This window comes from Streptomyces sp. NPDC050636, from assembly GCF_040654775.1.
Classification (GTDB): Bacteria; Actinomycetota; Actinomycetes; order Streptomycetales; family Streptomycetaceae; genus Streptomyces.
On the sequence record NZ_JBFAIP010000007.1, the window covers coordinates 160,761 to 185,223 of the forward strand.

General features: G+C 71.1%; 26 protein-coding genes. 16 read left to right on the top strand and 10 right to left on the bottom strand.

Translation table 11 applies throughout. The features are described 5' to 3' along the window. The first annotated feature begins 132 nt into the window (after positions 1 to 132). From AB0I10_RS10175 to AB0I10_RS10195, 5 genes are all read left to right on the top strand, one after another. Entirely contained in the window at positions 133 to 1,125 is a 993-nt protein-coding gene (locus AB0I10_RS10175) for a YafY family protein (protein WP_363151905.1), read from the top strand. An 85-nt stretch (positions 1,126 to 1,210) separates the two neighbouring features. Next, on the top strand, positions 1,211 to 1,414 hold the full coding sequence (locus AB0I10_RS10180; RefSeq protein WP_363151906.1) for a hypothetical protein: 204 nt from the start codon (positions 1,211 to 1,213) through the stop codon (positions 1,412 to 1,414). Continuing rightward, complete coding sequence (locus AB0I10_RS10185) at positions 1,411 to 3,708, top strand: heavy metal translocating P-type ATPase (RefSeq protein WP_363151907.1); 2,298 nt, start codon at positions 1,411 to 1,413, stop codon at positions 3,706 to 3,708. The genes AB0I10_RS10180 and AB0I10_RS10185 overlap by 4 nt, the downstream gene beginning before the upstream one ends. A 344-nt stretch (positions 3,709 to 4,052) precedes the next feature. Next, a complete protein-coding gene (locus AB0I10_RS10190; RefSeq protein ID WP_363151908.1) occupies positions 4,053 to 4,991 on the top strand; it encodes a beta-ketoacyl-ACP synthase III in 939 nt (312 codons plus the stop codon). A gap of 67 nt (positions 4,992 to 5,058) precedes the next feature. Then, positions 5,059 to 5,487 carry a VOC family protein gene (locus AB0I10_RS10195; RefSeq protein ID WP_363151909.1) on the top strand — a complete coding sequence of 143 codons (429 nt, stop codon included), beginning with the start codon at positions 5,059 to 5,061 and terminating at the stop codon, positions 5,485 to 5,487. A gap of 23 nt (positions 5,488 to 5,510) precedes the next feature. On the opposite strand, the gene AB0I10_RS10200 is transcribed toward AB0I10_RS10195, so the two are convergent. The 3 genes from AB0I10_RS10200 to AB0I10_RS10210 form a co-directional block, all read right to left on the bottom strand. Further along, positions 5,511 to 5,744 carry a hypothetical protein gene (locus AB0I10_RS10200; RefSeq protein ID WP_363151910.1) on the bottom strand — a complete coding sequence of 78 codons (234 nt, stop codon included), beginning with the start codon at positions 5,742 to 5,744 and terminating at the stop codon, positions 5,511 to 5,513. Positions 5,745 to 5,809: 65 nt separating this feature from the next. Continuing rightward, positions 5,810 to 6,727: a glutaminase gene (locus AB0I10_RS10205; protein WP_363151911.1), complete on the bottom strand. Its 918-nt coding sequence runs from the start codon at positions 6,725 to 6,727 to the stop codon at positions 5,810 to 5,812. 10 nt (positions 6,728 to 6,737) lie between these two features. Continuing rightward, complete coding sequence (locus tag AB0I10_RS10210; RefSeq protein WP_363151912.1) at positions 6,738 to 7,571, bottom strand: helix-turn-helix domain-containing protein; 834 nt, start codon at positions 7,569 to 7,571, stop codon at positions 6,738 to 6,740. Between the two features lie 78 nt (positions 7,572 to 7,649). Between AB0I10_RS10210 and AB0I10_RS10215 the strand changes: the two genes are divergently transcribed. The 3 genes from AB0I10_RS10215 (at position 7,650) to AB0I10_RS10225 (ending at position 9,706) form a co-directional block, all read left to right on the top strand. Further along, the gene (locus tag AB0I10_RS10215; RefSeq protein WP_363151913.1) at positions 7,650 to 7,883 is read left to right on the top strand and encodes a hypothetical protein; all 234 of its coding nucleotides are present in this window, start codon (positions 7,650 to 7,652) and stop codon (positions 7,881 to 7,883) included. A gap of 197 nt (positions 7,884 to 8,080) precedes the next feature. Beyond that, positions 8,081 to 8,671 carry an N-acetylmuramoyl-L-alanine amidase gene (locus AB0I10_RS10220; RefSeq protein ID WP_363151914.1) on the top strand — a complete coding sequence of 197 codons (591 nt, stop codon included), beginning with the start codon at positions 8,081 to 8,083 and terminating at the stop codon, positions 8,669 to 8,671. A gap of 111 nt (positions 8,672 to 8,782) precedes the next feature. Beyond that, positions 8,783 to 9,706, top strand: a complete 924-nt coding sequence (locus AB0I10_RS10225; protein WP_363151915.1) for a pyridoxal-phosphate dependent enzyme — start codon at positions 8,783 to 8,785, stop codon at positions 9,704 to 9,706. Between the two features lie 22 nt (positions 9,707 to 9,728). On the opposite strand, the gene AB0I10_RS10230 is transcribed toward AB0I10_RS10225, so the two are convergent. After that, positions 9,729 to 11,330: a Na+/H+ antiporter gene (locus AB0I10_RS10230; RefSeq protein WP_363151964.1), complete on the bottom strand. Its 1,602-nt coding sequence runs from the start codon at positions 11,328 to 11,330 to the stop codon at positions 9,729 to 9,731. Between the two features lie 214 nt (positions 11,331 to 11,544). Between AB0I10_RS10230 and AB0I10_RS10235 the strand changes: the two genes are divergently transcribed. The 4 genes from AB0I10_RS10235 (at position 11,545) to AB0I10_RS10250 (ending at position 14,054) form a co-directional block, all read left to right on the top strand. Next, a complete protein-coding gene (locus tag AB0I10_RS10235) occupies positions 11,545 to 11,805 on the top strand; it encodes a UBP-type zinc finger domain-containing protein (RefSeq protein ID WP_363151916.1) in 261 nt (86 codons plus the stop codon). A 32-nt stretch (positions 11,806 to 11,837) separates the two neighbouring features. Continuing rightward, positions 11,838 to 12,326 carry a GNAT family N-acetyltransferase gene (locus AB0I10_RS10240; RefSeq protein WP_363151917.1) on the top strand — a complete coding sequence of 163 codons (489 nt, stop codon included), beginning with the start codon at positions 11,838 to 11,840 and terminating at the stop codon, positions 12,324 to 12,326. A gap of 311 nt (positions 12,327 to 12,637) precedes the next feature. After that, positions 12,638 to 13,051 carry an anti-sigma factor gene (locus AB0I10_RS10245; RefSeq protein ID WP_003985353.1) on the top strand — a complete coding sequence of 138 codons (414 nt, stop codon included), beginning with the start codon at positions 12,638 to 12,640 and terminating at the stop codon, positions 13,049 to 13,051. A 43-nt stretch (positions 13,052 to 13,094) separates the two neighbouring features. After that, positions 13,095 to 14,054 (top strand): RNA polymerase sigma factor SigF, encoded by a 960-nt coding sequence (locus AB0I10_RS10250; RefSeq protein WP_363151966.1) that lies wholly within the window; start codon positions 13,095 to 13,097, stop codon positions 14,052 to 14,054. A gap of 103 nt (positions 14,055 to 14,157) precedes the next feature. On the opposite strand, the gene AB0I10_RS10255 is transcribed toward AB0I10_RS10250, so the two are convergent. Then, positions 14,158 to 14,619, bottom strand: a complete 462-nt coding sequence (locus tag AB0I10_RS10255) for a hypothetical protein (protein WP_363151918.1) — start codon at positions 14,617 to 14,619, stop codon at positions 14,158 to 14,160. A 96-nt stretch (positions 14,620 to 14,715) separates the two neighbouring features. On the opposite strand from AB0I10_RS10255, the gene AB0I10_RS10260 reads away from it, so the two are divergent. Both AB0I10_RS10260 and AB0I10_RS10265 read left to right on the top strand, forming a co-directional pair. Beyond that, a complete protein-coding gene (locus AB0I10_RS10260; protein ID WP_363151919.1) occupies positions 14,716 to 15,699 on the top strand; it encodes a diacylglycerol kinase family protein in 984 nt (327 codons plus the stop codon). A gap of 320 nt (positions 15,700 to 16,019) precedes the next feature. Next, the gene (locus AB0I10_RS10265) at positions 16,020 to 16,277 is read left to right on the top strand and encodes a WhiB family transcriptional regulator (RefSeq protein WP_003983230.1); all 258 of its coding nucleotides are present in this window, start codon (positions 16,020 to 16,022) and stop codon (positions 16,275 to 16,277) included. A 171-nt stretch (positions 16,278 to 16,448) separates the two neighbouring features. Here the strand turns inward: AB0I10_RS10265 and AB0I10_RS10270 are convergent, their stop codons facing one another. After that, positions 16,449 to 17,921: a PAS domain-containing sensor histidine kinase gene (locus AB0I10_RS10270; RefSeq protein ID WP_363151967.1), complete on the bottom strand. Its 1,473-nt coding sequence runs from the start codon at positions 17,919 to 17,921 to the stop codon at positions 16,449 to 16,451. A 461-nt stretch (positions 17,922 to 18,382) separates the two neighbouring features. After that, the gene (locus AB0I10_RS10275) at positions 18,383 to 18,994 is read right to left on the bottom strand and encodes a TetR/AcrR family transcriptional regulator (protein WP_363151920.1); all 612 of its coding nucleotides are present in this window, start codon (positions 18,992 to 18,994) and stop codon (positions 18,383 to 18,385) included. A gap of 136 nt (positions 18,995 to 19,130) precedes the next feature. Here AB0I10_RS10275 and AB0I10_RS10280 point away from each other — a divergent pair, with 136 nt between their 5' ends. Continuing rightward, positions 19,131 to 19,907 (top strand): SDR family oxidoreductase, encoded by a 777-nt coding sequence (locus tag AB0I10_RS10280; protein ID WP_363151921.1) that lies wholly within the window; start codon positions 19,131 to 19,133, stop codon positions 19,905 to 19,907. Between the two features lie 177 nt (positions 19,908 to 20,084). Further along, on the top strand, positions 20,085 to 20,867 hold the full coding sequence (nagB, locus tag AB0I10_RS10285) for a glucosamine-6-phosphate deaminase (protein WP_363151922.1): 783 nt from the start codon (positions 20,085 to 20,087) through the stop codon (positions 20,865 to 20,867). 81 nt (positions 20,868 to 20,948) lie between these two features. On the opposite strand, the gene AB0I10_RS10290 is transcribed toward nagB, so the two are convergent. The 3 genes from AB0I10_RS10290 to AB0I10_RS10300 are packed head-to-tail and all read right to left on the bottom strand — an operon-like array spanning position 20,949 to position 24,393. Then, a complete protein-coding gene (locus tag AB0I10_RS10290) occupies positions 20,949 to 22,487 on the bottom strand; it encodes a glycoside hydrolase family 3 protein (protein WP_363151923.1) in 1,539 nt (512 codons plus the stop codon). An 8-nt stretch (positions 22,488 to 22,495) separates the two neighbouring features. Beyond that, positions 22,496 to 23,344 carry a carbohydrate ABC transporter permease gene (locus AB0I10_RS10295; protein ID WP_363151924.1) on the bottom strand — a complete coding sequence of 283 codons (849 nt, stop codon included), beginning with the start codon at positions 23,342 to 23,344 and terminating at the stop codon, positions 22,496 to 22,498. Continuing rightward, positions 23,341 to 24,393 (bottom strand): sugar ABC transporter permease, encoded by a 1,053-nt coding sequence (locus tag AB0I10_RS10300; RefSeq protein ID WP_363151925.1) that lies wholly within the window; start codon positions 24,391 to 24,393, stop codon positions 23,341 to 23,343. Before AB0I10_RS10300 ends, AB0I10_RS10295 begins: the two co-directional genes overlap by 4 nt. Positions 24,394 to 24,463: the final 70 nt, after the last annotated feature.

The window sequence follows — 24,463 nt, forward strand, 5'->3', positions numbered from 1 at the left end:
GTATGGCCCGCGCCGGCTCCGTACGTCTTCGACGTCTCCGTACGCCATGGACGTCCACGTCTTCGGCGTTCTTCGACACTAGATGTCGTCTAGGACAGATCCGGTCCTACTTCTGCGCGCATCATCGATGCCATGAGTGAGACTTCGGCACGCCTGTTGAATCTGCTGTCCCTGCTGCAGACCCCCCGTGAATGGCCCGGCAGCGAGCTGGCCGAGCGGTTGGGGGTCACCTCCCGGACGATCCGCCGCGACATCGAGCGGCTGCGCGACCTGGGCTACCCCGTGCACGCGACGATGGGCGCGGACGGCGGCTACCGGCTGGCCGCGGGGACGGCCATGCCGCCGCTGCTGCTGGACGACGAGGAGGCGGTGGCCATCGCCGTCGGCCTGCGATCGACCGCCGGGCACACCATCGACGGCATCGAGGAGGCGTCCGTACGGGCGCTCGCCAAGCTGGAACAGGTGCTGCCGTCCCGGCTGCGGCGGCGGGTGGGCACGCTGGGCACGGCCACCGTCCCGATGCCGTCCGGCGACGGCCCGACCGTCGACCCGGAGCATCTGACGGTGCTGGCCGCGGCGATCACCAACCATGAACGGGTGCGGTTCCGCTACGAGGCGCGCGCCGGTGCGCGCACCCGGCGCCTGGTGGAGCCGCACCGGCTGGTCGCGGCGGCGCGCCGCTGGTATCTCGTGGCGTACGACAACGACCGCGAGGACTGGCGGATCTTCCGGGTGGACCGGCTCAGCGAGCCGTTCCCCACGGGCGTGCGGACCCCGCCCCGCGAACTGCCCGCCTCCGACGCCGGTGCGTACGTCCGGGACCGGATGCAGGGGATGAGCTCGACCTATCGGGCGGTGGCGACGGTGTACGCACCGGCCGGTGAGGTGACCGCCCGGCTGGGCGGCCCGGCGGCGGGCCAGGTCGAACCGGTCGACGAAGGGTCCTGCCGGTTGCGCTGCACGCCCGATTCGCTGGAGTGGCTGGCGTTCCGGCTGGCCATGCTGGGCTGCGAGTTCACCGTGCACGAGCCGCCGGAGCTGGCCGATTACCTGCGGGCGATGGGCGGGCGGGCGAGTCGGGCGGCGGGGCCGGCGGCCGGGAACACCGAAGAAGGAGCGGAGTGACGGAATACCCCTAGGGGGTATATGGTTCGGGAGAGTGGACGCCGGTCGCCGCCGTTGTCCCACCGCTCGCGATGAGGAGTACGCCATGACGGCCCTGACCACCCCCGTCAAGCTCGGCGGCTATGCCCTGATCCTGCTCGTCGTCCTCGCCGCCGGCTTCGGCCTCGGCCGCGCGTTCGGCGCCGGCGCCACCGACCGGGACGGTCCCGCACACCACGACCCCGCACCGCACACGCAGCACACCCCGTCCGTACAGCACTCCCAGCACCCCGAGGAGCAGCAGTCATGACCACCGCGATCGGCGAACAGCGCGTCGAGCTGGAGATCGGCGGAATGACCTGCGCCTCGTGCGCGGCCCGTGTCGAGAAGAAGCTCAACCGCATGGAGGGGGTCACCGCCACCGTCAACTACGCCACCGAGAAGGCGAAGGTGGCGGTCGCCGAGGGCAGCGGGGTCGAGACCGCGGACCTGATCGCCACCGTCGAGAAGACCGGCTACACCGCCGTGCTCCCCGAGCCGCCGGCTTCCCGACCGGCCCCCGCCACGGACGGGGACGGCAACGGCGCGGCCGGCGGCAGCCCGCCGGACGACGCGCTCACGCTCCTGCGCCGGCGCCTGCTCACCTCCCTCGCCCTCTCCCTCCCCGTGGTCCTGATGGCGATGGTGCCGGCGCTGCAGTTCACCAACTGGCAGTGGCTGTCGCTGACGCTGGCCGCCCCGGTGGTGGCGTACGGCGCCTGGCCGTTCCACAAGGCCGCCTGGACCAATCTGCGGCACGGCGCCGCCACGATGGACACGCTGATCTCGATGGGCACCCTCGCCGCGCTCGGCTGGTCGCTCTGGGCCCTCTTCTTCGGCACCGCGGGCATGCCCGGTATGACGCACCCGTTCGAGCTGACCATCGCGCGCACCGACGGCAGCGGCAGCATCTACCTGGAGGCGGCGGCCGGCGTCACCACCTTCATCCTGGCCGGCCGCTACTTCGAGGCACGCTCGAAGCGCACGGCGGGCTCGGCGCTGCGGGCGCTGCTGGAGCTGGGCGCCAAGGACGTCGCCGTCCTGCGACACGAGGGGGGCCGGCGCGAAGTCCGCATCCCCATCGCGGAGTTGAGCGTCGGAGACCATTTCGTCGTACGCCCCGGGGAGAAGATCGCCACCGACGGGCAGGTCATCGAGGGCTCTTCGGCCGTCGACTCCTCCATGCTCACCGGCGAGTCCGTCCCGGTGGAGGTCTCCCCCGGTGACAGCGTCACCGGCGCCACCGTCAACGCGGGCGGCCGGCTGGTCGTCGAGGCGACCCGGGTCGGCGCGGACACCCAGCTCGCCCGGATGGCGCGGCTCGTGGAGGACGCGCAGAACGGCAAGGCCGCGGCCCAGCGGCTCGCCGACCGGATCTCCGCGGTCTTCGTCCCGGTCGTCATCGCGCTCGCCGTCGGCACCCTCGGCTACTGGCTGGGCACCGACGAGGGCGCGGTGGCCGCCTTCACCGCGGCCGTCGCCGTCCTGATCATCGCCTGCCCCTGCGCCCTGGGCCTGGCCACCCCGACCGCGCTGATGGCCGGTACGGGCCGCGGAGCCCAGCTGGGCATCCTGCTCAAGGGCCCCGAGGTCCTGGAGTCCACCCGTCAGGCCGACACCATCGTCCTGGACAAGACCGGCACCGTCACCACCGGCGTGATGACCCTGACCGGCGTCCACCTCGCCGACGGCGTGCCCCGTGGCCAGGCGCTACGGCTGGCCGGCGCCCTCGAACACTCCTCGGAGCACCCGATCGCCCGCGCCATCGCCACCGCCGCCGAGGCCGCGGAGCCGTCCGGCTCCCTGCCCGTCCCCGAGGACTTCGCCAACGTCCCCGGCCTCGGCGTCCAGGGCATCGTCGACGGACACGCCGTCCTGGTCGGCCGCGAGCGACTGCTCGACGACTGGAGCCAGCAGCTGCCGCCCGAGCTGGTCGCCGCCAAGGAGGAGGCCGAGGCCGAGGGCCGGACCGCGGTCGCCGTCGGCTGGGACGGCGCGGCACGTGCCGTGCTGGTCGTCTCGGACGCGGTGAAGCCCACCAGCGCCGAGGCGGTCCGCAGGCTCCGCGCGCTGGGCCTGACCCCGGTCCTGCTCACCGGCGACAACAAGGCCGTCGCCGAGGCGGTCGCCGCCGAGGTCGGCATCGACGAGGTGATCGCCGAGGTCCTCCCCGAGGACAAGGTGGCCGTCATCGAACGCCTCCAATCCGAGGGCCGCTCGGTCGCCATGGTCGGCGACGGCGTGAACGACGCGGCCGCCCTGGCCACCGCCGACCTGGGGCTGGCCATGGGCACCGGCACCGACGCCGCCATCGAAGCCGGCGACCTCACCCTCGTACGGGGCGATCTGCGCGCCGCGGCGGACGCCATCCGGCTCGCCCGCGCCACCCTCGGCACCATCCGGACCAACCTGTTCTGGGCGTTCGGCTACAACGTGGCGGCGCTCCCGCTGGCCGCGGCCGGGCTCCTCAACCCGATGATCGCGGGCGCCGCGATGGCCTTCTCCTCGGTCTTCGTCGTCGGCAACAGCCTGCGGCTGCGGCGCTTCCGGGCGCCGGCCCAGTAGCGGGGAGCTTCCGGGGCGGGCCCGCGGCACACCGCTCGCGGGCCCGCCCCGGGACGCGCCCGCGAGCGGAGCAATACCGACCGGAGGCCGTACCCCTGCCGTTGGATCGGGCCGACTGCTGCCCCTTGCCGCGACGCCCACCGCCCCGCCCGGAGGCCTGTGCGGGCCGCCGCACCCGTCCTTCGCCGTGGACGTCCCTTACACGGCGGGGGACGCCCGTGGGCGCGGCGTGGCGTCGGGTCTCTCCAGTTCTGACGGCCGAAGATTGGTAGATCGCGCAACCATCGGCCGGCACCCAGGGGCGACACTGGTCGGGTACCGCCCGCCCACCCACAGGGGAACTCATGACGGGGTCACGCGTCCTGGCTCTCGGCCATTACCAGCCCTCCGAGGTGCTCACGAACGACGATCTCGCGAAGATCGTGGACACCGACGACGCCTGGATCCGCAGCCGGGTCGGCATCCGTACCCGCCATGTCGCGGCGAAGGACGAGACGGTGGACGACATGGCGTCCGCCGCGGCCGCGAAGGCACTCGCGTCGAGCGGCCTCGCGCCGCACGACATCGACCTGGTGCTGGTCGCGACCTGCACGGCCGCGGACCGCAGCCCCAACACCGCGGCCCGGGTCGCCGCCCAGCTCGGCCTGAACGCGCCGGCCGCGATGGACATCAACGTCGTCTGCTCCGGATTCACCCACGCGCTGGCCACCGCCGACCACGCCATCCGGGCCGGTTCCGCGACCAACGCGCTGGTCATCGGGGCGGAGAAGTTCACCGACGTGGTCGACTGGACGGACCGTACGACCTGCGTCCTGGTCGGCGACGGCGCGGGCGCCGCGGTCGTCACCGCCGCCCCGGAACCGGAGGTCGGCCCGGTGCTGTGGGGCTCGGTCCCGCAGATGGGCGGCGCGGTACGCATCGAGGGCGAGCCGGCCCGCTTCTCCCAGGAGGGCCAGACGGTCTACCGCTGGGCGACGACGCAGCTGCCGGCCATCGCCCGTCAGGTCTGCGAACGCTCCGGCATCCTCCCCGAGGACCTGGCGGGCGTGGTGCTGCACCAGGCCAATCTGCGCATCATCGAGCCGGTCGCCGAGCGCATCGGCGCGGTCAACGCGGTGATCGCCCGCGATGTCGTCGACTCCGGCAACACCTCCGCCGCCTCGGTCCCGCTCGCCCTCTCCAAGCTGGTGGAGCGCCGCGAGATCGCGTCCGGCGCCCCGGTCCTGCTGTTCGCCTTCGGCGGCAACCTCTCGTACGCGGGCCAGGTCATCCGCTGCCCCTGAGGCCGGCCCGGCGGCCGCGTCCGATTTCTTCAAGACCCCGCCGGACGCCGCTGCCTACGCTCGCCGCATGACTACTTCCACCACACCCCCGGCAGCCCCGCGCTTCGCGGCCATCGGCATGGTGGTCGCCGACATGGCCGCCTCCCTCGCCTTCTACCGCCGCCTGGGCCTGGACCTCCCCGCCGACGCGGACACCGCCCCGCACGCCGAGGCGCCGCTCCCCGGCGGCCTGCGGCTGATGTGGGACACCTACGAGACCGTCCGCGCCATCGACCCGGACTGGACGCCGCCGCAGGCCGGCGCGCCGACCGGCCTGGCCTTCGAGTGCGCAGGCCCCGCCGAGGTCGACAAGGTCTACGCGGAACTCACCGACGCCGGCTACACGGGCGAAAAGCCGCCGTGGGACGCCTTCTGGGGCCAGCGCTACGCCGTGGTGCAGGACCCGGACGGCCATGGCGTGGACCTGTTCGCGCCGCTGCCTCAGAACGCGCCGTAGCCGGTGCCCTGGGGTGCAGCGCGTCAGCCGGTGTCCTGAGGGTGCTCGCGCAGATACATGGCGCCGCAGGTATGACAGAACGGCTCTGACGTGGGCGTGCCCCATCCCTCGGCCGATTGGGTGGCGGCGGCCGGAGCCAGCGGCCGTCCGCACATCGCCGTGGTCCCGTCCCGCCGGACCATGTGCCAGATCTTGACCGGCGTGTCCTCGTGGGGCAGCACGCCTTCCTCGTACTCGGCCCGCATCTCGTGCTCCATGGCGGTGTACCTCCTACGCCAACGATGCGCCGAGGAAACACGGGCCACAACGCCAGCCCGACTCGTCAGAACACCGACCACCCGGTCAACGTCGTGAAGTGATCCAGAGCCGCTGCTCCGGCGACGGAGTTGCCGCGGGCGTCCAGACCCGGACTCCAGACGCACAGCGTGCACCGACCGGGAACCACGGCGACGATGCCGCCGCCGACCCCGCTCTTGGCGGGCAGCCCCACCCGGTACGCGAACTCCCCCGCCGCGTCGTACGTCCCGCACGTCAGCATCACCGCATTGATCCGCTTGGCCTCGCGCGCCTCCAGCAGCCGGCTGCCGTCGGCGCGCAGCCCGTGGCGCGCCAGGAAGCCGCCGGCCGTGGCGAGATCCCGGCAGCTCATCTCGATCGAGCACTGCCAGAAGTAGTGCTCGATGACGCTGGGAACGGGGTTCTCCAGGTTCCCGAAGGACGCCATGAAATGCGCGAGGGCGGCGTTGCGGTCACCGTGGTCTGCCTCGGAGTCGGCCACCCCCTGGTCGAAGGCGAGGTCCTGGTTGCCGCTCTCCTCCCGCAGGAAGTGCAGCATCGTCGTACTGGCGTCCCCGGTGAGGGACTGCAGCCGGTCGGTGACCACCAGCGCGCCCGCGTTGATGAACGGATTGCGCGGGATGCCGTTCTCCCACTCCAGCTGGACCAGCGAGTTGAACGGCGTACCCGAGGGCTCGCGGCCGACCCGCTTCCAGATGTCGTCGTCGCCGTGCGAGCCCGCCATCACCAGCGCCAGGGAGAACGCCTTGGAGATGGACTGCACGGAGAACGGGACCTCCCAGTCGCCGACCCCGTACACCGCGCCGTTGATGTCGGCCACCGCGATCCCGAAGCGGTCCGCGTCCACCCGCTCCAGGGCCGGGATGTAGTCGGCAACGTGTCCTTGCCCCACGAACGGCCTGGCGTAGGCCGCTACCTCTTCGAGAACGGCCTGGTAGTCCATGGCGGAAACGTTAACCCGGCCCTAGGAGGACCCCCATCGGAGCCCCCGCCAGCGACTTCACCTCGCGGGCGAGATGCGCCTGATCCGCGAATCCGGCGCGCGCCGCGACCTCGGCGTACGGCATCCCGGAACGTGCGAGATCGAGGGCGCGCACGAACCGGAGCACCCGGGCCAGCGTCTTCGGGCCGTATCCGAACGCGTCCAGGCTGTGGCGGTGCAACTGGCGTGCGCTCAGCCCGGCGGAGAGGGCGACGTCGGCGACGGGCCGGCCACGGGCGAGCGCGGCGGCGATCGCCGCGGTCCGGGCGGAGCGACCGGAGAGCCCTGACCGGTCGGCCCGGTCAGCCCAGTCAGCCAGCCCGGCCAAGTCGGCCGCTTCGCGCAGCCGTCCCGCCGCGGTCTCCTCCAGCACCCGCCCCGGCGCCCCGCTCGCCGCCACCCGCTCGGCCGCCTCCCGCACCCGTCCGGCGGGCCAGAGGTCCTCCAACGGCACACGAAGATTCCGCAGTTCATGGGCCGGTACGCCGAACACGGACGGCCCCTGCCCCGGCGCGAAGCGCAGTCCCACGGCGGGGGCCCCTCCCCTGCCCGCAACGCTATCGGGGCCGGAATCGGCCGGCACGGTCTCCGGGAGGTGCGGTCCCGTGTCCGGCCCCGCGACCAGCAGCCGCCCCGCGCTCCAGATCAGATCGGTGCAGCCGTCGGGCAGCACCGGCCGCGCCGAGGACCCGGTGGCCTTCGTCCACAGCACGGCCCCGGGCAGCCGGGACGCCCGCTCCCGGTACGCCGCACTCGCCGCGCCGGCTGCGCCGTGCGGCTCACTCGTGTCGCGCTCTTCGCCCACGTGCACCAGCCTGGCACGGGAACCTGGCGGCCGTCCGCGCCGTTGATCCTTACGACACCGACCTTCACGGAGGCAGCTATGGCAGGGTTTCTCGACCGCGCCAAGGAGAAGGCACAGCACGGGCTGGAGCAGGGCAAGCAGAAGGTCGAAGAAGTGCAGCAGCACCGGGCCGGAGGCGACCTGCTGAAGAAGCTGGGTGCCGCGTATTACGCCGAGCGCAGCGGCAGCGGTTCATCCGAGGCGACCCAGGAAGCGCTCAACGCTCTGGAGGCACACATCAACACCCATGGGGACTCTTTCCTGCGCGGGTGAGCGTGACGCTTTCCTGTGCGGGTGAGCGTAAGGACAACCGCATGGCCGGACCACCGAGCGGCTGATTCCGCTCGTACGGCCCCGACCGGCCGGTCCGTTTTACTCCGTTCCGCTCCATCAATGTCGACCAATCCGGTAAAAGCGGGGCATGAGGCGGTACGCGGTCGGCGGCCGCCGCGTACCGATCGGAGTCGGCCATGTCCGAGCCGCTGTCCGCCGCCCGGTTCCTCGACGCCCTGAAGGCCGAGGGGCTGCGGGTCGCCGAAGTCGACGGCTGGAAGACGCACCACCGCAACGAGAAGGGGCCGTGGGGCCCGGTGCACGGCGTGCTGGTGCACCACACCGCGACGTCCGGCTCCGAGGACACCGTCCGGCTCTGCCACGACGGGCGCCCGGACCTGCCGGGGCCGCTGTGCCACGGCGTGATCACCAAGGACGGCACGGTGCATCTCGTCGGCTACGGCCGCGCCAACCACGCGGGCCTGGGCGACGGCGACGTACTGCGCGCGGTGATCGCCGAGAAGCGGCTGCCGCCGGACAACGAGTCCGACACCGACGGCAACCGCGCCTTCTACGGCTTCGAGTGCGAGAACCTCGGCGACGGCAAGGACCCGTGGCCGCCGGCCCAGGCCGAGGCGCTGGAGAAGGCCGCGGCGGCGGTGTGCCGGGCGCACGGCTGGACGGAGCGCTCGGTGATCGGGCATCTGGAGTGGCAGCCGGGCAAAGTCGATCCGCGCGGCTTCTCGATGGACGGGCTGCGCGACCGGATCGCCGAGCACCTGAAGTGACCGACGAACGCCCGAAGTGCGGTCCGAGCACCTGAAGTGGGCGAGCGGGCGGACGAACGGGCGGAAGCATGCCCCGGGGCCGGCCGCCCGCCTGACCGGCCCCGCGCGACAATGGGGCGTGTGACCAGCCCCGCTCCGCCCGACCCCGCCGCGCTGCGACCGCGCCTGCCGTCCCCGCTCCAGGAGATCGAGGACGAGCCCTTCGCGCGCCGTGGCATACGGCTGCTGCTCAAGCGGGACGACCTGATCCACCCCGACCTGCCGGGCAACAAGTGGCGCAAACTGGCGCCCAATCTGCGGGCCGCCGCCGCGGCCGGCGAGCGCGCCCTGCTGACCTTCGGCGGCGCGTACTCCAACCATCTGCGGGCCACCGCCGCGGCCGGCCGCCTCCTCGGCTTCGCCACCATCGGCGTCGTCCGCGGCGACGAGCTGGCCGGCGCGCCGCTCAACCCGTCCCTGGCCCGCTGCGCGGCCGACGGCATGCGGCTGCATTTCGTCGACCGCGGCACCTACCGCCGCAAGACCGGCCCGGACGTCCTCGCCGCCCTGCACGACCGTTTCGGCGCCTTCCGCGTCATACCGGAGGGCGGCAGCAACGCCCTTGCCACACAGGGCTGTTCGGAGCTCGGCCGGGAGCTGCACGGCACCGCGGACACGGTCGCGGTGGCCTGCGGGACCGGCGGCACCCTGGCCGGTCTCGCCGCCGGGCTCGGACCGGGTCAGCGCGCCATCGGCTTCCCCGTGCTCAAGGGAGGCCGCCCGCACTTCCTCCAGGAGACGGTCGAGGAGCTCCAGCGCGCGGCGTTCGGGGGGCGGCGCGGCGACTGGCGGCTTGAGGACCGCTTCCACTGCGGCGGCTACGCCCGCCGCACCCCCGAGCTGGACGCGTTCGCGGACGCCTTCGAGAACCGGCACGGTCTGCCGCTGGAACGCATCTACGTCGCCAAGGTGCTGCTCGGCCTGACGACGCTGGCCGGCGAGGGAGCCTTCCCACCGGGCAGTACGGTCGCGGCCGTGATCACGGGTACGCCCTGACCCACGGGTACGCCCACCGGGCCTACGTCGCGCCCTCCCGGTACGCGGCCGCCTCCTCCAGGTCCAGCCTGCGCAGCAGCGTCCGGAGCATCTCGTCGTCGATCCGCCGGGCGTCGCGCAGCTCGACGAACACCCGCCGCTCGGCGTCGATCATCTCCCGTGCGAGCCGCCGGTAGGTCTCGTCGGCGCTCTCCCCGGTCTCCTTGTTGACCGTGCCCAGGCGCTCCCATACGGCGTTGCGGCGCCGCTCCATGACGGTCCGCAGCCGGTCCGAGAGGGGACCGGGCAGGGCGTTGCGGCTGTCCTCCAGCAGCTCGTCCAGGCTGGCCTCGGCCGCCCGGGACGCCTCGTTCTGCGCCTGCGCCTCGGCGAGCGTCTCGGCCTGGATGTCCCGGCCGGGCAGTTTCAGGGCGCGGATCAGCGGCGGCAGCGTCAGGCCCTGGACGACGAGGGTGCCGATGACGGTCGTGAAGGTCAGGAAGAGCACGAGGCTGCGGGCCGGGAGGTCGCCGCCCCCGTGGACGGTGTCCGGGATGGAGAAGGCGATGGCCAGCGACACCACACCGCGCATCCCGGCCCAGCCGACGATGACCGGCGCGGTCCAGTCCGTATCGGGCTCCCGGGCGCGGATCCGCGCGGACAGGAAGCGCGGCAGGAAGGTCGCGGGAAAGACCCACGCGAAGCGCGCGACGACCACCACGACGAACACCACGACCGCGTACCAGACCGCCTGCGCGCCGCTGAATTCCCCGAGGCCGCGCAGCACGACCGGCAGCTGGAGCCCGATCAGCGCGAAGACCGCGGACTCCAGGATGAAGGAGACCATCTTCCAGACGGCCTCCTCCTGGAGCCGGGTCTCGAAGTCGACCTGCCAGTTGCGGTGGCCGAGGTAGAGGCCGACCACGACGACGGCGAGCACCCCGGAGGCCCCGACCTGCTCGGCGGCCGCGTACGCCACGAACGGGATGAGCAGCGCGAGGGTGTTCTCCAGCAGCGCCGAGTCCCTCAGCCGGCGGCGCAGCCAGTGCAGCGGCACCATCAGGACCACTCCGGTGCCGATGCCGCCCAGGGACGCGATGGCGAACTCCCTGATGCTGCTGCCCCAGGTGGCGCCGACCCCCACGGCCGCGGCCAGCGCGACCTTGTAGGCGGTGATCGCGGTGGCGTCGTTGACCAGCGACTCGCCCTGGAGGATCGTCGTGATCCGGTTCGGCAGCCCCAGTTTGCGGGCGATGGCGGTGGCCGCGACGGCGTCCGGCGGTGCGACGACGGCGCCCAGGACGAGCGCCGCGGGCAGCGGCAGGTCCGGGATGACCAGGTAGGCCGCGTAGCCGACCACCAGGGTCGCGAAGAGGACGTACCCGAACGACAGCAGCGCCACCGGCCGCACGTTGGCCCGCAGGTCCAGATACGAGCTGTCCAGGGCCGCGGTGTGCAACAGGGGCGGCAGCAGCAGCGGCAGCACGATGTGCGGATCGAGGGTGTAGTCCGGCACTCCGGGGATGTAGGAGGCCGCGAGTCCGGCGGCGACCAGCAGCAACGGTGCCGGGACGGGCGTGCGCCGCGCCAGCCCCGCGACCGCCGCACTCCCCGCGACCAGCAGCAACAGCGGCATCACATCCATCGGTCCGGGCCCCGTCCCCTCGCTCGTCGCCATCCGTCCCCGCGATCTAACCTGGCCATCATGAGCGAGTGCAGCGAGCGAATCATTAAAAAGTGCGTGCCTCGCGAATGCGAGGCCGAGCGAAGCGAGGTTTCGGCGTGAGTGAGCGCAGCGAGAGAACCATCAAGAGGTGCGTGCCTCGCGAATGCGGGGCCGAGCGAAGCGAGGTTTCGGCATGAGTGAGTGCACGCATGTTCTCGAACTCCCGCGCGCCGAGCCGGCCCCGCTGAGCGCCACCTGCCCGGAGTGCCTGGCCGCCGGCAGCCACCCCGTACAGCTGCGGCTGTGCCTGGTCTGCGGCCATGTCGGCTGCTGCGACTCCTCGCCGTACCGGCATGCGACCGCGCACTACGAGGAGACCGGCCACCCGGTGATGCGGTCGTTCGAGCCGGGCGCCTCCTGGCGCTGGTGCTTCACCGACGAGCTCCTGGTGTAAGACGCTCCCGGACGCCCCTTTAGCCTTTCGGCATGATTCGCGCAGCGACCCCCGCCGACGTCCCCGTCATCCTCGCCATGATCGGCGAGCTGGCCGCCTACGAACGCGCCCCCGAGGCCGCCCAGGCCACCGAGCCGCAGCTGAAAGAGGCCCTCTTCGGCGACCAGCCGGCGGCCTTCGCGCTCATAGCGGAGGCGGACGGCGAACCCGTGGGCTTTGCCCTGTGGTTCCGGAACTTCTCGACCTGGACGGGCACACACGGTGTCTATCTGGAGGACCTGTACGTACGGCCGGAGGCACGCGGCGGCGGCCACGGCAAGGCGCTGCTGGCGGCCCTCGCGGAGATCTGCGTGAGCCGCGGCTACGAGCGTTTCGAGTGGTCGGTCCTGGATTGGAATGAACCGTCCATCGGCTTTTACCGGTCGATCGGTGCGCAGCCCATGGACGAATGGACGGTCTTCCGGCTCACTGGAAATGCGCTGCACAATCTCGCCGGCTCCGCGCGTGCCAACGGAGCGTAATCGGTATGGATTTGATAGCGCACACCACTAGCCACTGTATGTGCCCGTAGTTTTACAATCAGTGACAACCTCGTGCCTGATAACCGCGGCAGGATCGTGGTCCGGAGGCACCCATGCTCCGTCCGGGCGACACCGGCCCGCAGATCGCGATAGCGTCGCAGCCGAACCATGAGCTGCGCCGGATCGTTCTCCTTTCACCGGAGGGAGTTTCCTCTCACCGGAGAGAAGAGACGACCGGCGCGGATTCTGCGCAACACTCGAACTGTTCACGCATACCAGCTCAACCAGCTTGTGCCACCTTGGAGGTGAGGGTGTCCCAGATCGCAGGCGAGCCCGGGACTCAGGACTTCGTGGAAGTCCGACTGCCCGCTGCGGGTGCCTACCTGTCTGTGCTGCGTACGGCCACAGCCGGACTCGCAGCCCGTTTGGACTTCACCCTTGACGAGATCGAGGATCTGCGGATCGCGGTCGACGAAGCCTGCGCGATCCTGCTGCAACAGGCCGTCCCCGGCAGCGTGCTCAGCTGCGTCTTCCGCCTCATCGACGACGCACTGCAGGTGACCGTCTCGGCGCCGACGACCGACGGCCGCGCCCCCGAGCGCGACACCTTCGCCTGGACGGTGCTCTCCGCGCTGGCCGGCAAGGTCGACTCCACCGTCGCCGAGGACCGCACGGTCACCATCAGCCTGTACAAGGAGCGCGGCGCCGGTCCCGGACCGTCATGACCGAACAGGGGGCCCCGTGAAAGATCTCGAACGCGGCGCGCGGATGGCGCCCAGTGTCACCATCCCCGACCAGCAGGCCCGGCCGCATCCGGTGGGCGCAGACGACCACGGCGGCCGGTTGGACGCGGCGGAGCAGGCAGAGCGGGCGGACCACATGGACCAGAGCGAGCAGCAGGGGCAGCAGGCGCATCAGCACGATCCGCCCGGCCCCGACCAGAAGCCCCAGAATGCGCGGCATTCCCAGGATCCGCATGACCGCAGCGGCGCCCGGGCGATGTTCTACGAGCTGCGCAAGCTTCCCGAGGGCTCTTCGGAGCGCGCGGAGCTGCGCAACACCCTCGTCCGTATGCATCTGCCGCTGGTCGAGCATCTGGCGCGGCGGTTCCGCAATCGCGGTGAGCCGCTGGACGATCTGACCCAGGTCGCCACCATCGGTCTGATCAAGTCGGTGGACCGCTTCGACCCGGAACGCGGCGTGGAGTTCTCCACGTACGCCACCCCGACCGTCGTCGGCGAGATCAAGCGGCACTTCCGCGACAAGGGCTGGGCGGTCCGCGTCCCGCGCCGCCTCCAGGAGCTGCGGCTGTCCCTGACGACCGCGACCGCCGAGCTCTCCCAGCGGCACGGCCGTGCGCCCACGGTCCATGAGCTGGCCGAGCACCTCGGTATCTCCGAGGAGGAGGTCCTGGAGGGCCTGGAGTCGGCCAACGCGTACAGCACGCTCTCGTTGGACGTTCCGGACACCGACGACGAGTCCCCGGCCGTTGCCGACACCCTCGGCGCGGAGGACGAGGCGCTGGAGGGCGTGGAGTACCGGGAATCCCTCAAGCCGCTGCTGGAGGACCTCCCGCCGCGCGAGAAGAAGATCCTTCTGCTGCGCTTCTTCGGCAATATGACCCAGTCGCAGATCGCCCAGGAGGTCGGCATCTCCCAGATGCACGTCTCGCGGCTGCTGGCCCGCACCCTCGCCCAGCTGCGCGACAAGCTGCTCGTTGAGGAATGACCGGGGAGTGACCGCGGAGTGAGTGACTGCAGTGAGTGACTGCGGAGTGCCTGATCCCGGCGTGACCGGGGTGTGAGCGGGGCGGGGTCCGTACGGGCCCCGCCTACTCCGTTTCCCGGGGCCCGATGCCCAGCGCCTCGGTGGCCGTCGGGTTGACCAGCAGCACGAGGACGACCAGCGCGGCCACGGCCAGCCCGGCGCCGGCCGCGATCAGTGCGCCACCGCCTTTGACCAGCGTCCAGGCCACCGGCAGCGCCACGATCTGGGTGATCAGCGAGGGGCCGCGGCTCCAGCGGCGGCGCAGCCACAGCCCGCGCGCGGCGACCAGCGGCAGCGCCGCCAGCGCCAGGATCGTCAGCCCGCCCATCTCCGCCTGCTGCGGGCTGTCCGGCGAACCGGCCAGTCCCATGATCAGCATGTACCCGCCCATGGCGGCCAGTGCCAGCCCTTCGACGGCGGTGAGCGCCGCGGCGGCGCTCAGCCGGGCGGGCCGCGGGCCGGTCGGCTCGGGCACGGCGGGGGTGCCGGTGGCTCGGGGCGCGGACTGCTTCTGCTGACTGCTCACCCCAGCAGGGTAGCGCCGGCGCCCGGGGACGCCGGGTCGCCCCGGAGACCGACCGGGGATCGAAGCGGGTACCTGCAGGTAGGTACGCTGCTGCACATGCGCGCACTTCTCGTGGTCAATCCCGCAGCAACCACCACCAGTGCCCGCACCCGTGACGTACTCACCCACGCGCTCGCCAGCGACCTCGATCTGGAGGTCGCCGAGACGAGATACCGCGGGCACGCCCGTGACCTGGCACAGCAGGCGACCGAGGGCGGCGAGACCGAGCTGGTCGTGGCGCTCGGCGGCGACGGCACGGTCAACGAAGTCGTCAACGGTCTGCTGGCGAACGGCCCCGATCCGGACTCGCACCCCCGGCTGGCGGTCGTCCCCGGCGGCTCCACCAATGTCTTCGCCCGCGCTCTCGGGCTGCCCAACGACGCCGTCGAGGCGACCGGCGCCCTTCTGGACGCGCTGCGCGACGGCACCGAGCGCACGGTCGGCCTGGGGCTGGCCTCGGGCACCCCGGGCACCGACGACGAGGGCGTACCGGCCCGCTGGTTCACTTTCTGCGCGGGCTTCGGGTTTGACGCGGGCGTCGTCGGCCGGGTCGAGCAGCAGCGCGAACGCGGCAAGCGTTCGACCCACGCCCTGTACGTGCGACAGGTCGTACGGCAGTTCATGGGCGAGGCGAACCGCCGGCACGGCACCATCACCCTCGAACGGCCGGGCGGAACCGAGGGCTCCGCCGACGTCGTCGAGGGCCTCGTGATGTCCATAATCTGCAACACCTCCCCCTGGACCTACCTGGGCAATCGCCCGGTGTACCCATCCCCTGAAGCATCGTTCGACTCGGCGCTGGATCTGTTCGCACTGAGCAAGCTCTCGTACCCGTCGGCGGCCCGGTACGCGACCCAGCTGCTGGCGTCAACCGCCGACCGCGGCCCCCATGGCAAGCATGCGGTGTCTCTGCACGATCTGACGGACTTCACCTTGCAATCACAGGTGCCACTGCCCTTTCAGATGGACGGTGACCACCTGGGACTGCGTACGAGTGTGACGTTCACAGGCGTTCGCCGTGCACTGCGTGTGATTGTGTGAGCAGTAGGGCCTAAAGTCCTTTCACTCGAACGTTTAGGCTGACTTCCACCCCCTGGAATGACGGCTGTGAGCTAGGCGACACCAAGGAATCAAAAAAAAGTTTCCGGAAGGGGTTGTATCCGCCGCCGAGGTTTGCGAGTCTCTTCATGGCGATCGGGACGGCCGCTTTACCGGCCCCCTTGAGAGCCCGAATCCTCCTCCTCATTCCACAGGACCGCACCAGTTCACAACTGGGGTTCGGGCCTTCCCTTGTGGAGGGATTCGTGAAAGCGTTCACATTCACAAGCAACGTTCCCGTCATACGAGGAGATGGAGCAGCCATGGACTGGCGTCACCGCGCCGTTTGCCGCGAAGAAGACCCCGAGCTCTTCTTCCCTATCGGCAACACCGGTCCTGCGCTGCTGCAGATCGAGGAAGCCAAGGCTGTCTGCCGCCGCTGCCCCGTCATGGAGCAGTGCCTGCAGTGGGCGCTTGAGTCCGGCCAGGACTCCGGCGTCTGGGGCGGTCTGAGCGAGGACGAGCGCCGCGCGATGAAGCGCCGTGCGGCTCGTAACCGGGCGCGCAACGCCAGCGCCTGAGCCAGACACCCCGTGGCCCCCGAGCCGCAGCGCGCAGTACCCCCCGATGCTCCCCCAGAGCGGCAACGCCTGGGCGGTAATCGCATCGCGATATGAGCTTTGAGCCCCGGACCGGATGGGTCCGGGGCTTGCTGCTGTTCAGAGCCGGTGCCGCTGCTCAGTACTGCTTTCTCAGTGCTGCTTCTCGGGCCGGACGGGGACGTCGAGGATGACCTGGGTGCCGCGCTCGGGCGCCCGCACCATGTCGAACGTCCCGCCCAACTCCCCCTCCACCAGGGTCCGTACGATCTGCAGCCCCAGGTTGCCGGCGCGCTGCGGATCGAAACCCTCGGGCAGCCCGCGGCCGTCGTCCTGGACGGTGACCAGCAGACGCGGCTCCGTACGACTGCCGCCGCGCACCGCGCCGACCTCGACCGTGCCGTGCTCCCCCGGGGCGAAGGCATGCTCCAGGGCGTTCTGCAGGACTTCGGTGAGCACCATGGACAGCGGCGTGGCGACCTCGGCGTCCAGGATGCCGAAGCGGCCGGTGCGGCGGGCGGTCACCTTGCCCGGGGCGATCTCCGCGACCATGGCCAGCACCCGGTCGGCGATCTCGTCGAACTCGACCCGCTCATCGAGGTTCTGGGACAGCGTCTCGTGCACGATCGCGATCGAACCGACGCGGCGCACCGCCTCGTTGAGCGCCTCGCGGCCCTGCTCGGAGTCCATCCGTCGGGCCTGGAGCCGCAGCAGCGCGGCGACGGTCTGCAAGTTGTTCTTCACCCGGTGGTGGATCTCCCGGATGGTGGCGTCCTTGGTGATCAGCTCGCGCTCACGGCGGCGGAGCTCGGTCACATCGCGCAGCAGCACGAGCGAGCCGATATGCGTCCCCTTGGGCTTGAGGGGGATCGCGCGCAGCTGGATCACACCGTCGTCGCCCTCGACCTCGAACTCCCGCGGTGCCCAGCCGCTGGCGAGCTTGACCAGGGCCTCGTCCACCGGGCCGCGGGCGGGCGCGAGTTCGGCGGTGGTCTGGCCGAGGTGGTGGCCCACCAGGTCGGCGGCGAGACCGAGCCGGTGGTAGGCGGAGAGCGCGTTGGGGCTGGCGTACTGGACGACGCCGTCGCCGTCGAGCCGGATCAGCCCGTCGCCGGCGCGCGGCGAGGCATCCATGTCGACCTGCTGGCCGGGGAAGGGAAACGATCCTGCGGCAATCATCTGGGCGAGGTCGGAGGCGCTCTGGAGGTAGGTGAGCTCCAGCCGGCTGGGGGTCCGTACGGTCAGCAGGTTGGTGTTGCGGGCGATCACACCGAGCACCCGGCCCTCACGGCGGACCGGGATGGACTCGACGCGTACCGGCACCTCCTCGCGCCACTCCGGGTCGCCCTCGCGAACGATCCGGCCCTCGTCGAGGGCGGAGTCCAGCATCGGGCGGCGGCCGCGCGGAACGAGATGGCCGACCATGTCGTCCTGGTAGGAGGTCGGGCCGGTGTTGGGACGCATCTGGGCGACCGAGACATAGCGGGTGCCGTCGAGCGTGGGGACCCACAAGACGAGATCGGCGAAGGACAGGTCGGAGAGCAACTGCCACTCCGAGACCAGCAGGTGCAGCCACTCAAGGTCGGAGTCGCTCAGAGCGGTGTGCTGGCGTACGAGATCGTTCATGGAGGGCACGTATGGGAGCCTACCGGCGTACGGTGTACTTGTTGTGCTCGCACGAGCATGGACAGATCAGAATGGTCTAGTCCACAATCTCTGGTACAACACCTCTGGGGGACACCCCAGACTCCGATCCTCCGCTCTCCCCGCACAGGAGAGTGGAACGAGGCCGGAAGCGCTCTCTGCCCTGACTGCGCCGAGGCCTCCGATCGACCGGTCCCAGGACGGGACCGTACCCCTACCGCACATTGGGGTACATCCCGCCCGGAAGCGGGGCCGGCCGATGGTAGCTCCGGGCTGCGGTGCCGGACAGGTTGAGGGTCCTGTCCCGGCGCCGCGGCCCGCGGGTGTTTCTGGGGGCGGTATTCCGGGGCGCGGGTGGACAGCGCCGCCTTACGGGGCGGGCCTTATGGACGGCCCTACGGTGCGTGCCCCTTCTCCTTACTCCCTCTCCCTCCCCTCTCCTTCTATGTCGCAGGCCACGCCTCCATCGCCACTGCGGCGATCCCTTCCAGCGTGGGCCGGTCCGCGCCGTCCCGGGACTGCTGCGACATGCCCTGGACGACGGCGCCCACGTAATGAGCCAGCGCGCTCGCGTCCGTATCGGCGGGGAGCTCGCCGGACGCGATGTCCGCCCGGATGCTGCGCTCGATCTCCCGCACTGTCGACAGCCTCATCTCCCGCAGGGATGCGGCGACTTCGGCGGACGCGGGGCCCGTGTTGAGCGCGGCGCTGATGACGAGGCAGCCGCGGGGGCGGCCGGGCTGGGTGTATTCGGCCGCAGCCTCCCGCAGCGCCCGTTCGACACCACGGCGGGCGGTCGGCTCCTCGGCCACGGCACGGGAGAGAAAGCCGCCGTACAGCCGCCCGTACTCGGCCACGACCTCGTCGAACAGCGCCCGCTTGTCACCGAAGGCGGCGTACAGGCTGGGGGCGCTGATGCCCATGGCGCGGGTGAGGTCGGAGATGGACGTGGCCTCGTATCCCTGCTCCCAGAAGGACCGAACCGCCTGCTCCAGGGCCGTCTCACGGTCGAAGGACCGGGGCCGCCCGCGCTGTTTCGTCTCCTTGGTCGCCATGCCATGAATTCTATAGCGGTCGGTACGGAAGGCGTGCTACGGTTTTTATGTAGCGAGCGATACAGAAAACTGCTCGATGCGGTACCGGCGTGCGCTCGACTGACGCACACACGCATACGGAAATGGGGGGCCTGACATGAGCGGTGCACTCAGCGGCAAGACGGCACTGGTGACGGGCGGCAGCAGGGGAATCGGCCGGGCGATCTCGGAGCGGCTGGGGAGGGACGGCGCACGGGTGGCCGTGCACTACGGGCGCGACGAGGCGGCGGCGAAGGAAACGGTCTCGGCGATCGAGGCCGCCGGGGGCCAGGCCTTCGCGGTCCGGGCCGAGTTGGGGGTCCCGGACGACGCCGGGACGCTGTGGGCCGCGTTCGACGAGCAGGCCGAGGGGCTGGACATCCTGGTCAACAACGCCGGGATCAACAAGGCGGTCGACGGGACGCTCAAGCGGATCGGCGAGGTGACAACGGAGGACTTCGACCGCCTCTTCGCGGTCAACACCAAGGCGCCGTTCTTCATCGCCCAGCAGGGGCTGAGCCGCCTGCGGGACGGCGGGCGGATCATCAATGTCTCGACGGGGCTGACACGCGGCGCGGCCAAGCCCGAGTTGATCGCCTACGCCATGACCAAGGGCGCGATCGATGTGTTCACCTCGACCCTCGCCAAGGACCTGGGCCCGCGGGCGATCACGGTCAACGCGGTGGCACCCGGCGTGGTCAACACGGATATGAACGCCGGTTGGCTGCAAGGCGAGGCCAATGCCGATGCGCGGCAGGCGGTCAGCGACATATCCCCGCTGGGCCGGGTCGCGGACCCCACCGATGTGGGCGACGTGGTGGCCTTCCTGGCCTCGGACGACAGCCGCTGGGTGACGGGCCACTGGATCGACGCGACGGGTGGCGTTCTGCTCTGACGGGGGCGGCTCGGCTGCCGCGGCCCCTCCCGGCCGTACGGTCGCGTGGCCGGATGGTCATCGAGCGGACGGGAAAACGTGTCCGGCCGTTGGGGAACACCTCAGGGCCTGGCGGGTCACCCTCTGGTAGATTGGTCTATACCACATGAGTCCATTCTCCAGAACGGCAGGCCAAGCGTGGAAGTTGTCATCGTCCCGGACGCCACGGCAGGCGGCGCACTCATCGCGGAGGCCCTCGCCACCCTGGTGCGCCGCAAGCCCGACGCGCTGCTCGGCGTGGCCACTGGCTCGACCCCGTTGCCCATCTACCAGGCGCTCTCGGCCAAGGTCCGGGCCGGAGAGGTGGACGCCTCGCGTGCCCGTGTCTGCCAGCTCGATGAGTATGTCGGCCTGCCCGCAGGGCACCCCGAGTCCTACCGTTCGGTGGTCCTGCGCGAGGTCGTCGAGCCGCTCGGTCTCGGCGAGGACTCGTTCATGGGGCCCGATGGCACGGCCAAGGATGTCCAGGCCGCCTGCGCGGCGTATGACAGTGCGCTGAGCGAGGCCGGCGGGGTGGACCTCCAGCTGCTCGGCATCGGCACCGACGGGCACATCGGCTTCAACGAGCCGTGTTCCTCGCTCGCCTCCCGTACCCGTATCAAGACGCTGACCCAGCAGACCCGGGAGGACAACGCCCGGTTCTTCGACAGCCTCGACGAGGTCCCGCACCACGTCATCACCCAGGGCATCGGCACCATCCTGGAAGCCCGCCACCTGGTGCTGCTCGCCACCGGCGAGGGCAAGGCCGACGCAGTGGCCCAGGCCGTCGAGGGCCCGGTCGCCGCGCTGGTCCCCGCCTCGGCGCTGCAGCTCCACCCGCATGCGACGGTCGTCGTCGACGAGGCCGCGGCCGCCAAGCTGAAGCTCGCCGACTACTTCCGCGCCACCTACGCCGCCAAGCCGGACTGGCAGGGGATCTGACGGCGCAGTCATCCGCAGCGGTGGCTGCGACTGCCGGTGCGGCCGGGGTGTCCTTGCGGGGATGCCCCGGCCGCAGGCGTATCAGGCGCCGGTGGCCGGCCGGCGGCCCGTCAGGGTCTCGGCGGCGGCCTGACCGCAGACCCGGGCGGCGCCGTGGGTGGCGATGTGCACGGCGCCTTCGGGCGGGGACTGGGGGACCCCCATCTCGACGACCACGGTGTCGGGGCGGGCGGCGAGCAGGGTGCGCAGGGCGTCGGCCATCCAGGGGTGGCGGTGGACGTCGCGGACGACGGCGACGATCCGGCGGTCGGCGGCGGCCTTGAGGAGCGCGGCGATCAGGGCCGGGGTGCCGGCCGTGGCGGCGGTGTCCGCGGGGTAGGTGGCGGTTTCGGTGCCGGGGAGGAGCCGGGCGAGTTCGGCGGCGACGCCCCAGGGGGTGTCGTCCCCCACGGCGATGTTCGCGAGGGGGGTGAAGGCGGCGACGTGGGCGGGGGCGGTGAGTGGCTCGAAGGGACCGTTGGGGGTGATGCGCAGGGCGCGGCGGGCGGCGGTGAGACCGATGCCGGGTGCGGGCGCGGTCCCCACCGCCGCGCCCGCACTCCGCCAGCGCGCCAAGGCGCGCACCCGTGCCGCGGCGTCGGCGAGCCGCTTCTCCGACAGTTCGCCGTCGCGTACCGCCCTCACCAAGGCGTCGCGCAGCCGCAGCACGGTGTCCTCGTCGGCCAGTCCGCCGCCCACGCAGATGGCGTCGGCGCCGGCCGCGATGGCCAGGACGCTGCCGCGTTCGATGCCGTAGGTGGCGGAGATGGCCTGCATCTCCATCCCGTCGGTGACGATCAGCCCGTCGAAGCCGAGGCCGCCCTCGGCGACGGGGGCGCGCAGCAGACCGTGCAGCGCGGCCGGGCTGAGCGTGGCGGGGTGGCTGCCGTCCAGGGCGGGCAGCAGGATGTGCGCGCTCATCACGGCCTTGGTGCCGGCGGCGATGGCGGCGCGGAACGGCACCAGTTCGCGTTCCTGGAGGGTGGGCAGGTCGGCGGCGATCCTCGGCAGGTCGTGGTGCGAGTCCACCGCGGTGTCGCCGTGGCCGGGGAAATGCTTGGTGCAGGCGGCGACGCCGGCGGACTGCAGGCCGTCGACGTATGCGGCGGTGTGCCGGGCGACGAGCTGGGGGTCGGCGCCGAAGGAGCGGACGCCGATGACGGGGTTGGAGGGGTTGGAGTTGACGTCGGCGGACGGCGCCCAGTTGAGGTTGACACCGCAGTCGGCCAGACGGCGGCCGAGTTCGCGGGCGACGTCGCGGGTCAGGGCGGTGTCGTCGACGGCGCCGAGGGCGAGGTTGCCGGGGAAGGAGGAGCCGCCGCGCACTTCGAGGCGGGTGACATCGCCGCCCTCCTCGTCGATGGCGACCAGGACGTCCTCGCGTTCGGCACGCAACTGGGCGGTGAGCGAGGCAAGTTGTCCGGGGTCGGCGATGTTGCGGCCGAAGAGGCCCACCGAAGCCAGCCCCTCGCCGAGCCGGCGCAGCAGCCAGTCGGGGGCGGTGGTGCCGGTGAAGCCCGGCTGGAGGACGGTGAGTGCGTCGCGGGTGAGGGTGCCGGCGGAGTGTACGAGTGTGGTCATGGGCTGCGTTATCCCTTCACTGCGCCGGAGGTGAGACCGCCGACCGCCTTGCGTTGCAGGAACAGGAAGAGGACCAGGATCGGGATGGCGAAGAGGGAGGCGGCGGCCATGGTGGCGCCCCAGTCGTCCCCGAACTGGCTCTGGAACTGGGAGAGCCAGAGCGGCAGGGTGCCCATGTCCGGCTCCTTGTTGAGGACCAGCACGAGCGGGAATTCGTTCCAGGCGGTGATGAAGCCGAAGAGGGAGGTGGCCATCAGGCCGGGTGCGAGGAGCGGGAAGACGACCTTGGTGAAGGCCTGGCGGCGGGAGCAGCCGTCGACCATCGCGGACTCCTCCAGCTCCTTGGGGACCGCGGCGACATAGCCGCGCAGCGTCAGGAGGGTGAAGGGCAGCACCATCAGCATGTAGAAGAAGGTGAGCGGCAGCAGGCTGTTGAGCATGTCGGCGTCCCGGACGATCAAGTAGATCGAGATCACCATGACCTCCCAGGGCGCCATCTGGGCGACCATGAAGGTCAGCAGGATGCCCTTGCGGCCCTTGAAGCGCATCCGCGCGATGGCGAACGATCCGCAGAGCGCGATCAGCAGGGACAGCCCCACGGCGAGCACCGTCACGATGACCGAATTCCCGGCCAGGGTCCAGAAGTCCGGGGCGTTCACGGCCGTCGCGAAGTGCTCGAAGGTGCCGTGGAGGGGGAACCACACGGGGTCTTCGGTGATGATGTCCTGGGTCGGCTTGAAGGCCGTGTTGAACATCCAGTACACGGGGAAGACGAAGCCGAGGGCGAGCACGATCGCCGTCGCGTTGGGCCAGAGACGGCGAACCGTTGACGAGGGTGAAGAAGCAGAGCGCTTCACAGCGCGTCCTCCTCTTGTTGTTCCTGCCTGATCGTCAGGCGCAGGTAGTACGCGGTCATGGCCAGCAGCACCACGATCGTGAGCAGGGAGATCGCGGCGCCCATACCGAAGTGGAGGTTGCCGACGCCCTCGGTGAAGGCGTAGATCGGCAGGGTTTCGGTGAGCCGGTCCGGGCCGCCCTGGTTGATCGCGAAGATCTGCGGGAACGCCTTGAAGACCCAGATGACTTCGAGGAACGTCGTGGCGAGGAAGAAGGGCTTGAGGAACGGGAACGTCACCGAGGTGAAGACCTTCCAGGTGCCCGCGCCGTCCATCCGCGCCGCTTCGTAGAGCTCCTTGGGGATGGTCGTGGTGGCGGCGTAGAGGTTGAGGGCCACGAAGGGCAGCGACTGCCACACGATCAGGACGGTGATGACGAAGAAGGTCGACAGCTGGGTGCCGACCCAGTCGTAGTCGGCCATGGCATGCCAGCCGAGCTTGTCCAGCACCCAGTTGACGACGCCGTAGCGTGAGTCGAAGAGCCACTGGAAGACGGTGGTGGCGGCGATCACCGGCATCGCCCAGGCCAGCACCAGCGCGACGGACAGCGTCAGCCGCATCTTCTTGCCGAGCCGGGCCAGCAGCAGTCCGATGAGCACGCCGAGCACCATGATCAGGGTGACGTTGACGCCGGTGAAGACGACGGTGCGGAGGGTGACCCGCCAGAACTGGTCGCTGCCCAGGATCTCCTGGTAGTTGCCGGTTCCCCGCCAGTCCGTGAGGTGCTGGATCAGCTCCTTCATGTTGAGGTTCTGGAAGGAGAGCAGGGCATTCCGCACCATCGGCCAGCCCAGGAAGACCGCGGTGGCGATCAGGGCCGGGAGCAGCAGGAGATACGGGGCGCGGCGGGCGGGGGAACGCAGGGTGCGGCGGGCGGGAGAATGCGGGGTGCGGCGGGCGGGAGAATGCGGGGCGCGGCGGGCGGACGGCGCGCCGTCGTCGGGCGGTGCGCCGCCTTTGCCGATCCGCGGCGCGGTCTGCTCCACCGCGTCGTCGAGCTGCACTGCCATGACCCCTGTTCTCCTTCTCGCCGTCAGACCGTGGTGCGCATGCGGTGGACGCGTACGGGCCGGGGGCGGC

Bases quoted from the DNA above. Each gene is read 5' to 3' on its own strand.
- AB0I10_RS10175 (WP_363151905.1), top strand. From the start codon at position 133: ATGAGTGAGACTTCGGCACGCCTGTTGAATCTGCTGTCCCTGCTGCAG.
- AB0I10_RS10180 (WP_363151906.1), top strand. From the start codon at position 1,211: ATGACGGCCCTGACCACCCCCGTCAAGCTCGGCGGCTATGCCCTGATC.
- AB0I10_RS10185 (WP_363151907.1), top strand. From the start codon at position 1,411: ATGACCACCGCGATCGGCGAACAGCGCGTCGAGCTGGAGATCGGCGGA.
- AB0I10_RS10190 (WP_363151908.1), top strand. From the start codon at position 4,053: ATGACGGGGTCACGCGTCCTGGCTCTCGGCCATTACCAGCCCTCCGAG.
- AB0I10_RS10195 (WP_363151909.1), top strand. From the start codon at position 5,059: ATGACTACTTCCACCACACCCCCGGCAGCCCCGCGCTTCGCGGCCATC.
- AB0I10_RS10200 (WP_363151910.1), bottom strand. From the start codon at position 5,744: ATGGAGCACGAGATGCGGGCCGAGTACGAGGAAGGCGTGCTGCCCCAC.
- AB0I10_RS10205 (WP_363151911.1), bottom strand. From the start codon at position 6,727: ATGGACTACCAGGCCGTTCTCGAAGAGGTAGCGGCCTACGCCAGGCCG.
- AB0I10_RS10215 (WP_363151913.1), top strand. From the start codon at position 7,650: ATGGCAGGGTTTCTCGACCGCGCCAAGGAGAAGGCACAGCACGGGCTG.
- AB0I10_RS10220 (WP_363151914.1), top strand. From the start codon at position 8,081: ATGTCCGAGCCGCTGTCCGCCGCCCGGTTCCTCGACGCCCTGAAGGCC.
- AB0I10_RS10225 (WP_363151915.1), top strand. From the start codon at position 8,783: ATGGGGCGTGTGACCAGCCCCGCTCCGCCCGACCCCGCCGCGCTGCGA.
- AB0I10_RS10230 (WP_363151964.1), bottom strand. From the start codon at position 11,330: ATGGATGTGATGCCGCTGTTGCTGCTGGTCGCGGGGAGTGCGGCGGTC.
- AB0I10_RS10235 (WP_363151916.1), top strand. From the start codon at position 11,545: ATGAGTGAGTGCACGCATGTTCTCGAACTCCCGCGCGCCGAGCCGGCC.
- AB0I10_RS10240 (WP_363151917.1), top strand. From the start codon at position 11,838: ATGATTCGCGCAGCGACCCCCGCCGACGTCCCCGTCATCCTCGCCATG.
- AB0I10_RS10250 (WP_363151966.1), top strand. From the start codon at position 13,095: ATGGCGCCCAGTGTCACCATCCCCGACCAGCAGGCCCGGCCGCATCCG.
- AB0I10_RS10260 (WP_363151919.1), top strand. From the start codon at position 14,716: ATGCGCGCACTTCTCGTGGTCAATCCCGCAGCAACCACCACCAGTGCC.
- AB0I10_RS10265 (WP_003983230.1), top strand. From the start codon at position 16,020: ATGGACTGGCGTCACCGCGCCGTTTGCCGCGAAGAAGACCCCGAGCTC.
- AB0I10_RS10270 (WP_363151967.1), bottom strand. From the start codon at position 17,921: ATGAACGATCTCGTACGCCAGCACACCGCTCTGAGCGACTCCGACCTT.
- AB0I10_RS10275 (WP_363151920.1), bottom strand. From the start codon at position 18,994: ATGGCGACCAAGGAGACGAAACAGCGCGGGCGGCCCCGGTCCTTCGAC.
- AB0I10_RS10280 (WP_363151921.1), top strand. From the start codon at position 19,131: ATGAGCGGTGCACTCAGCGGCAAGACGGCACTGGTGACGGGCGGCAGC.
- AB0I10_RS10290 (WP_363151923.1), bottom strand. From the start codon at position 22,487: ATGACCACACTCGTACACTCCGCCGGCACCCTCACCCGCGACGCACTC.
- AB0I10_RS10300 (WP_363151925.1), bottom strand. From the start codon at position 24,393: ATGGCAGTGCAGCTCGACGACGCGGTGGAGCAGACCGCGCCGCGGATC.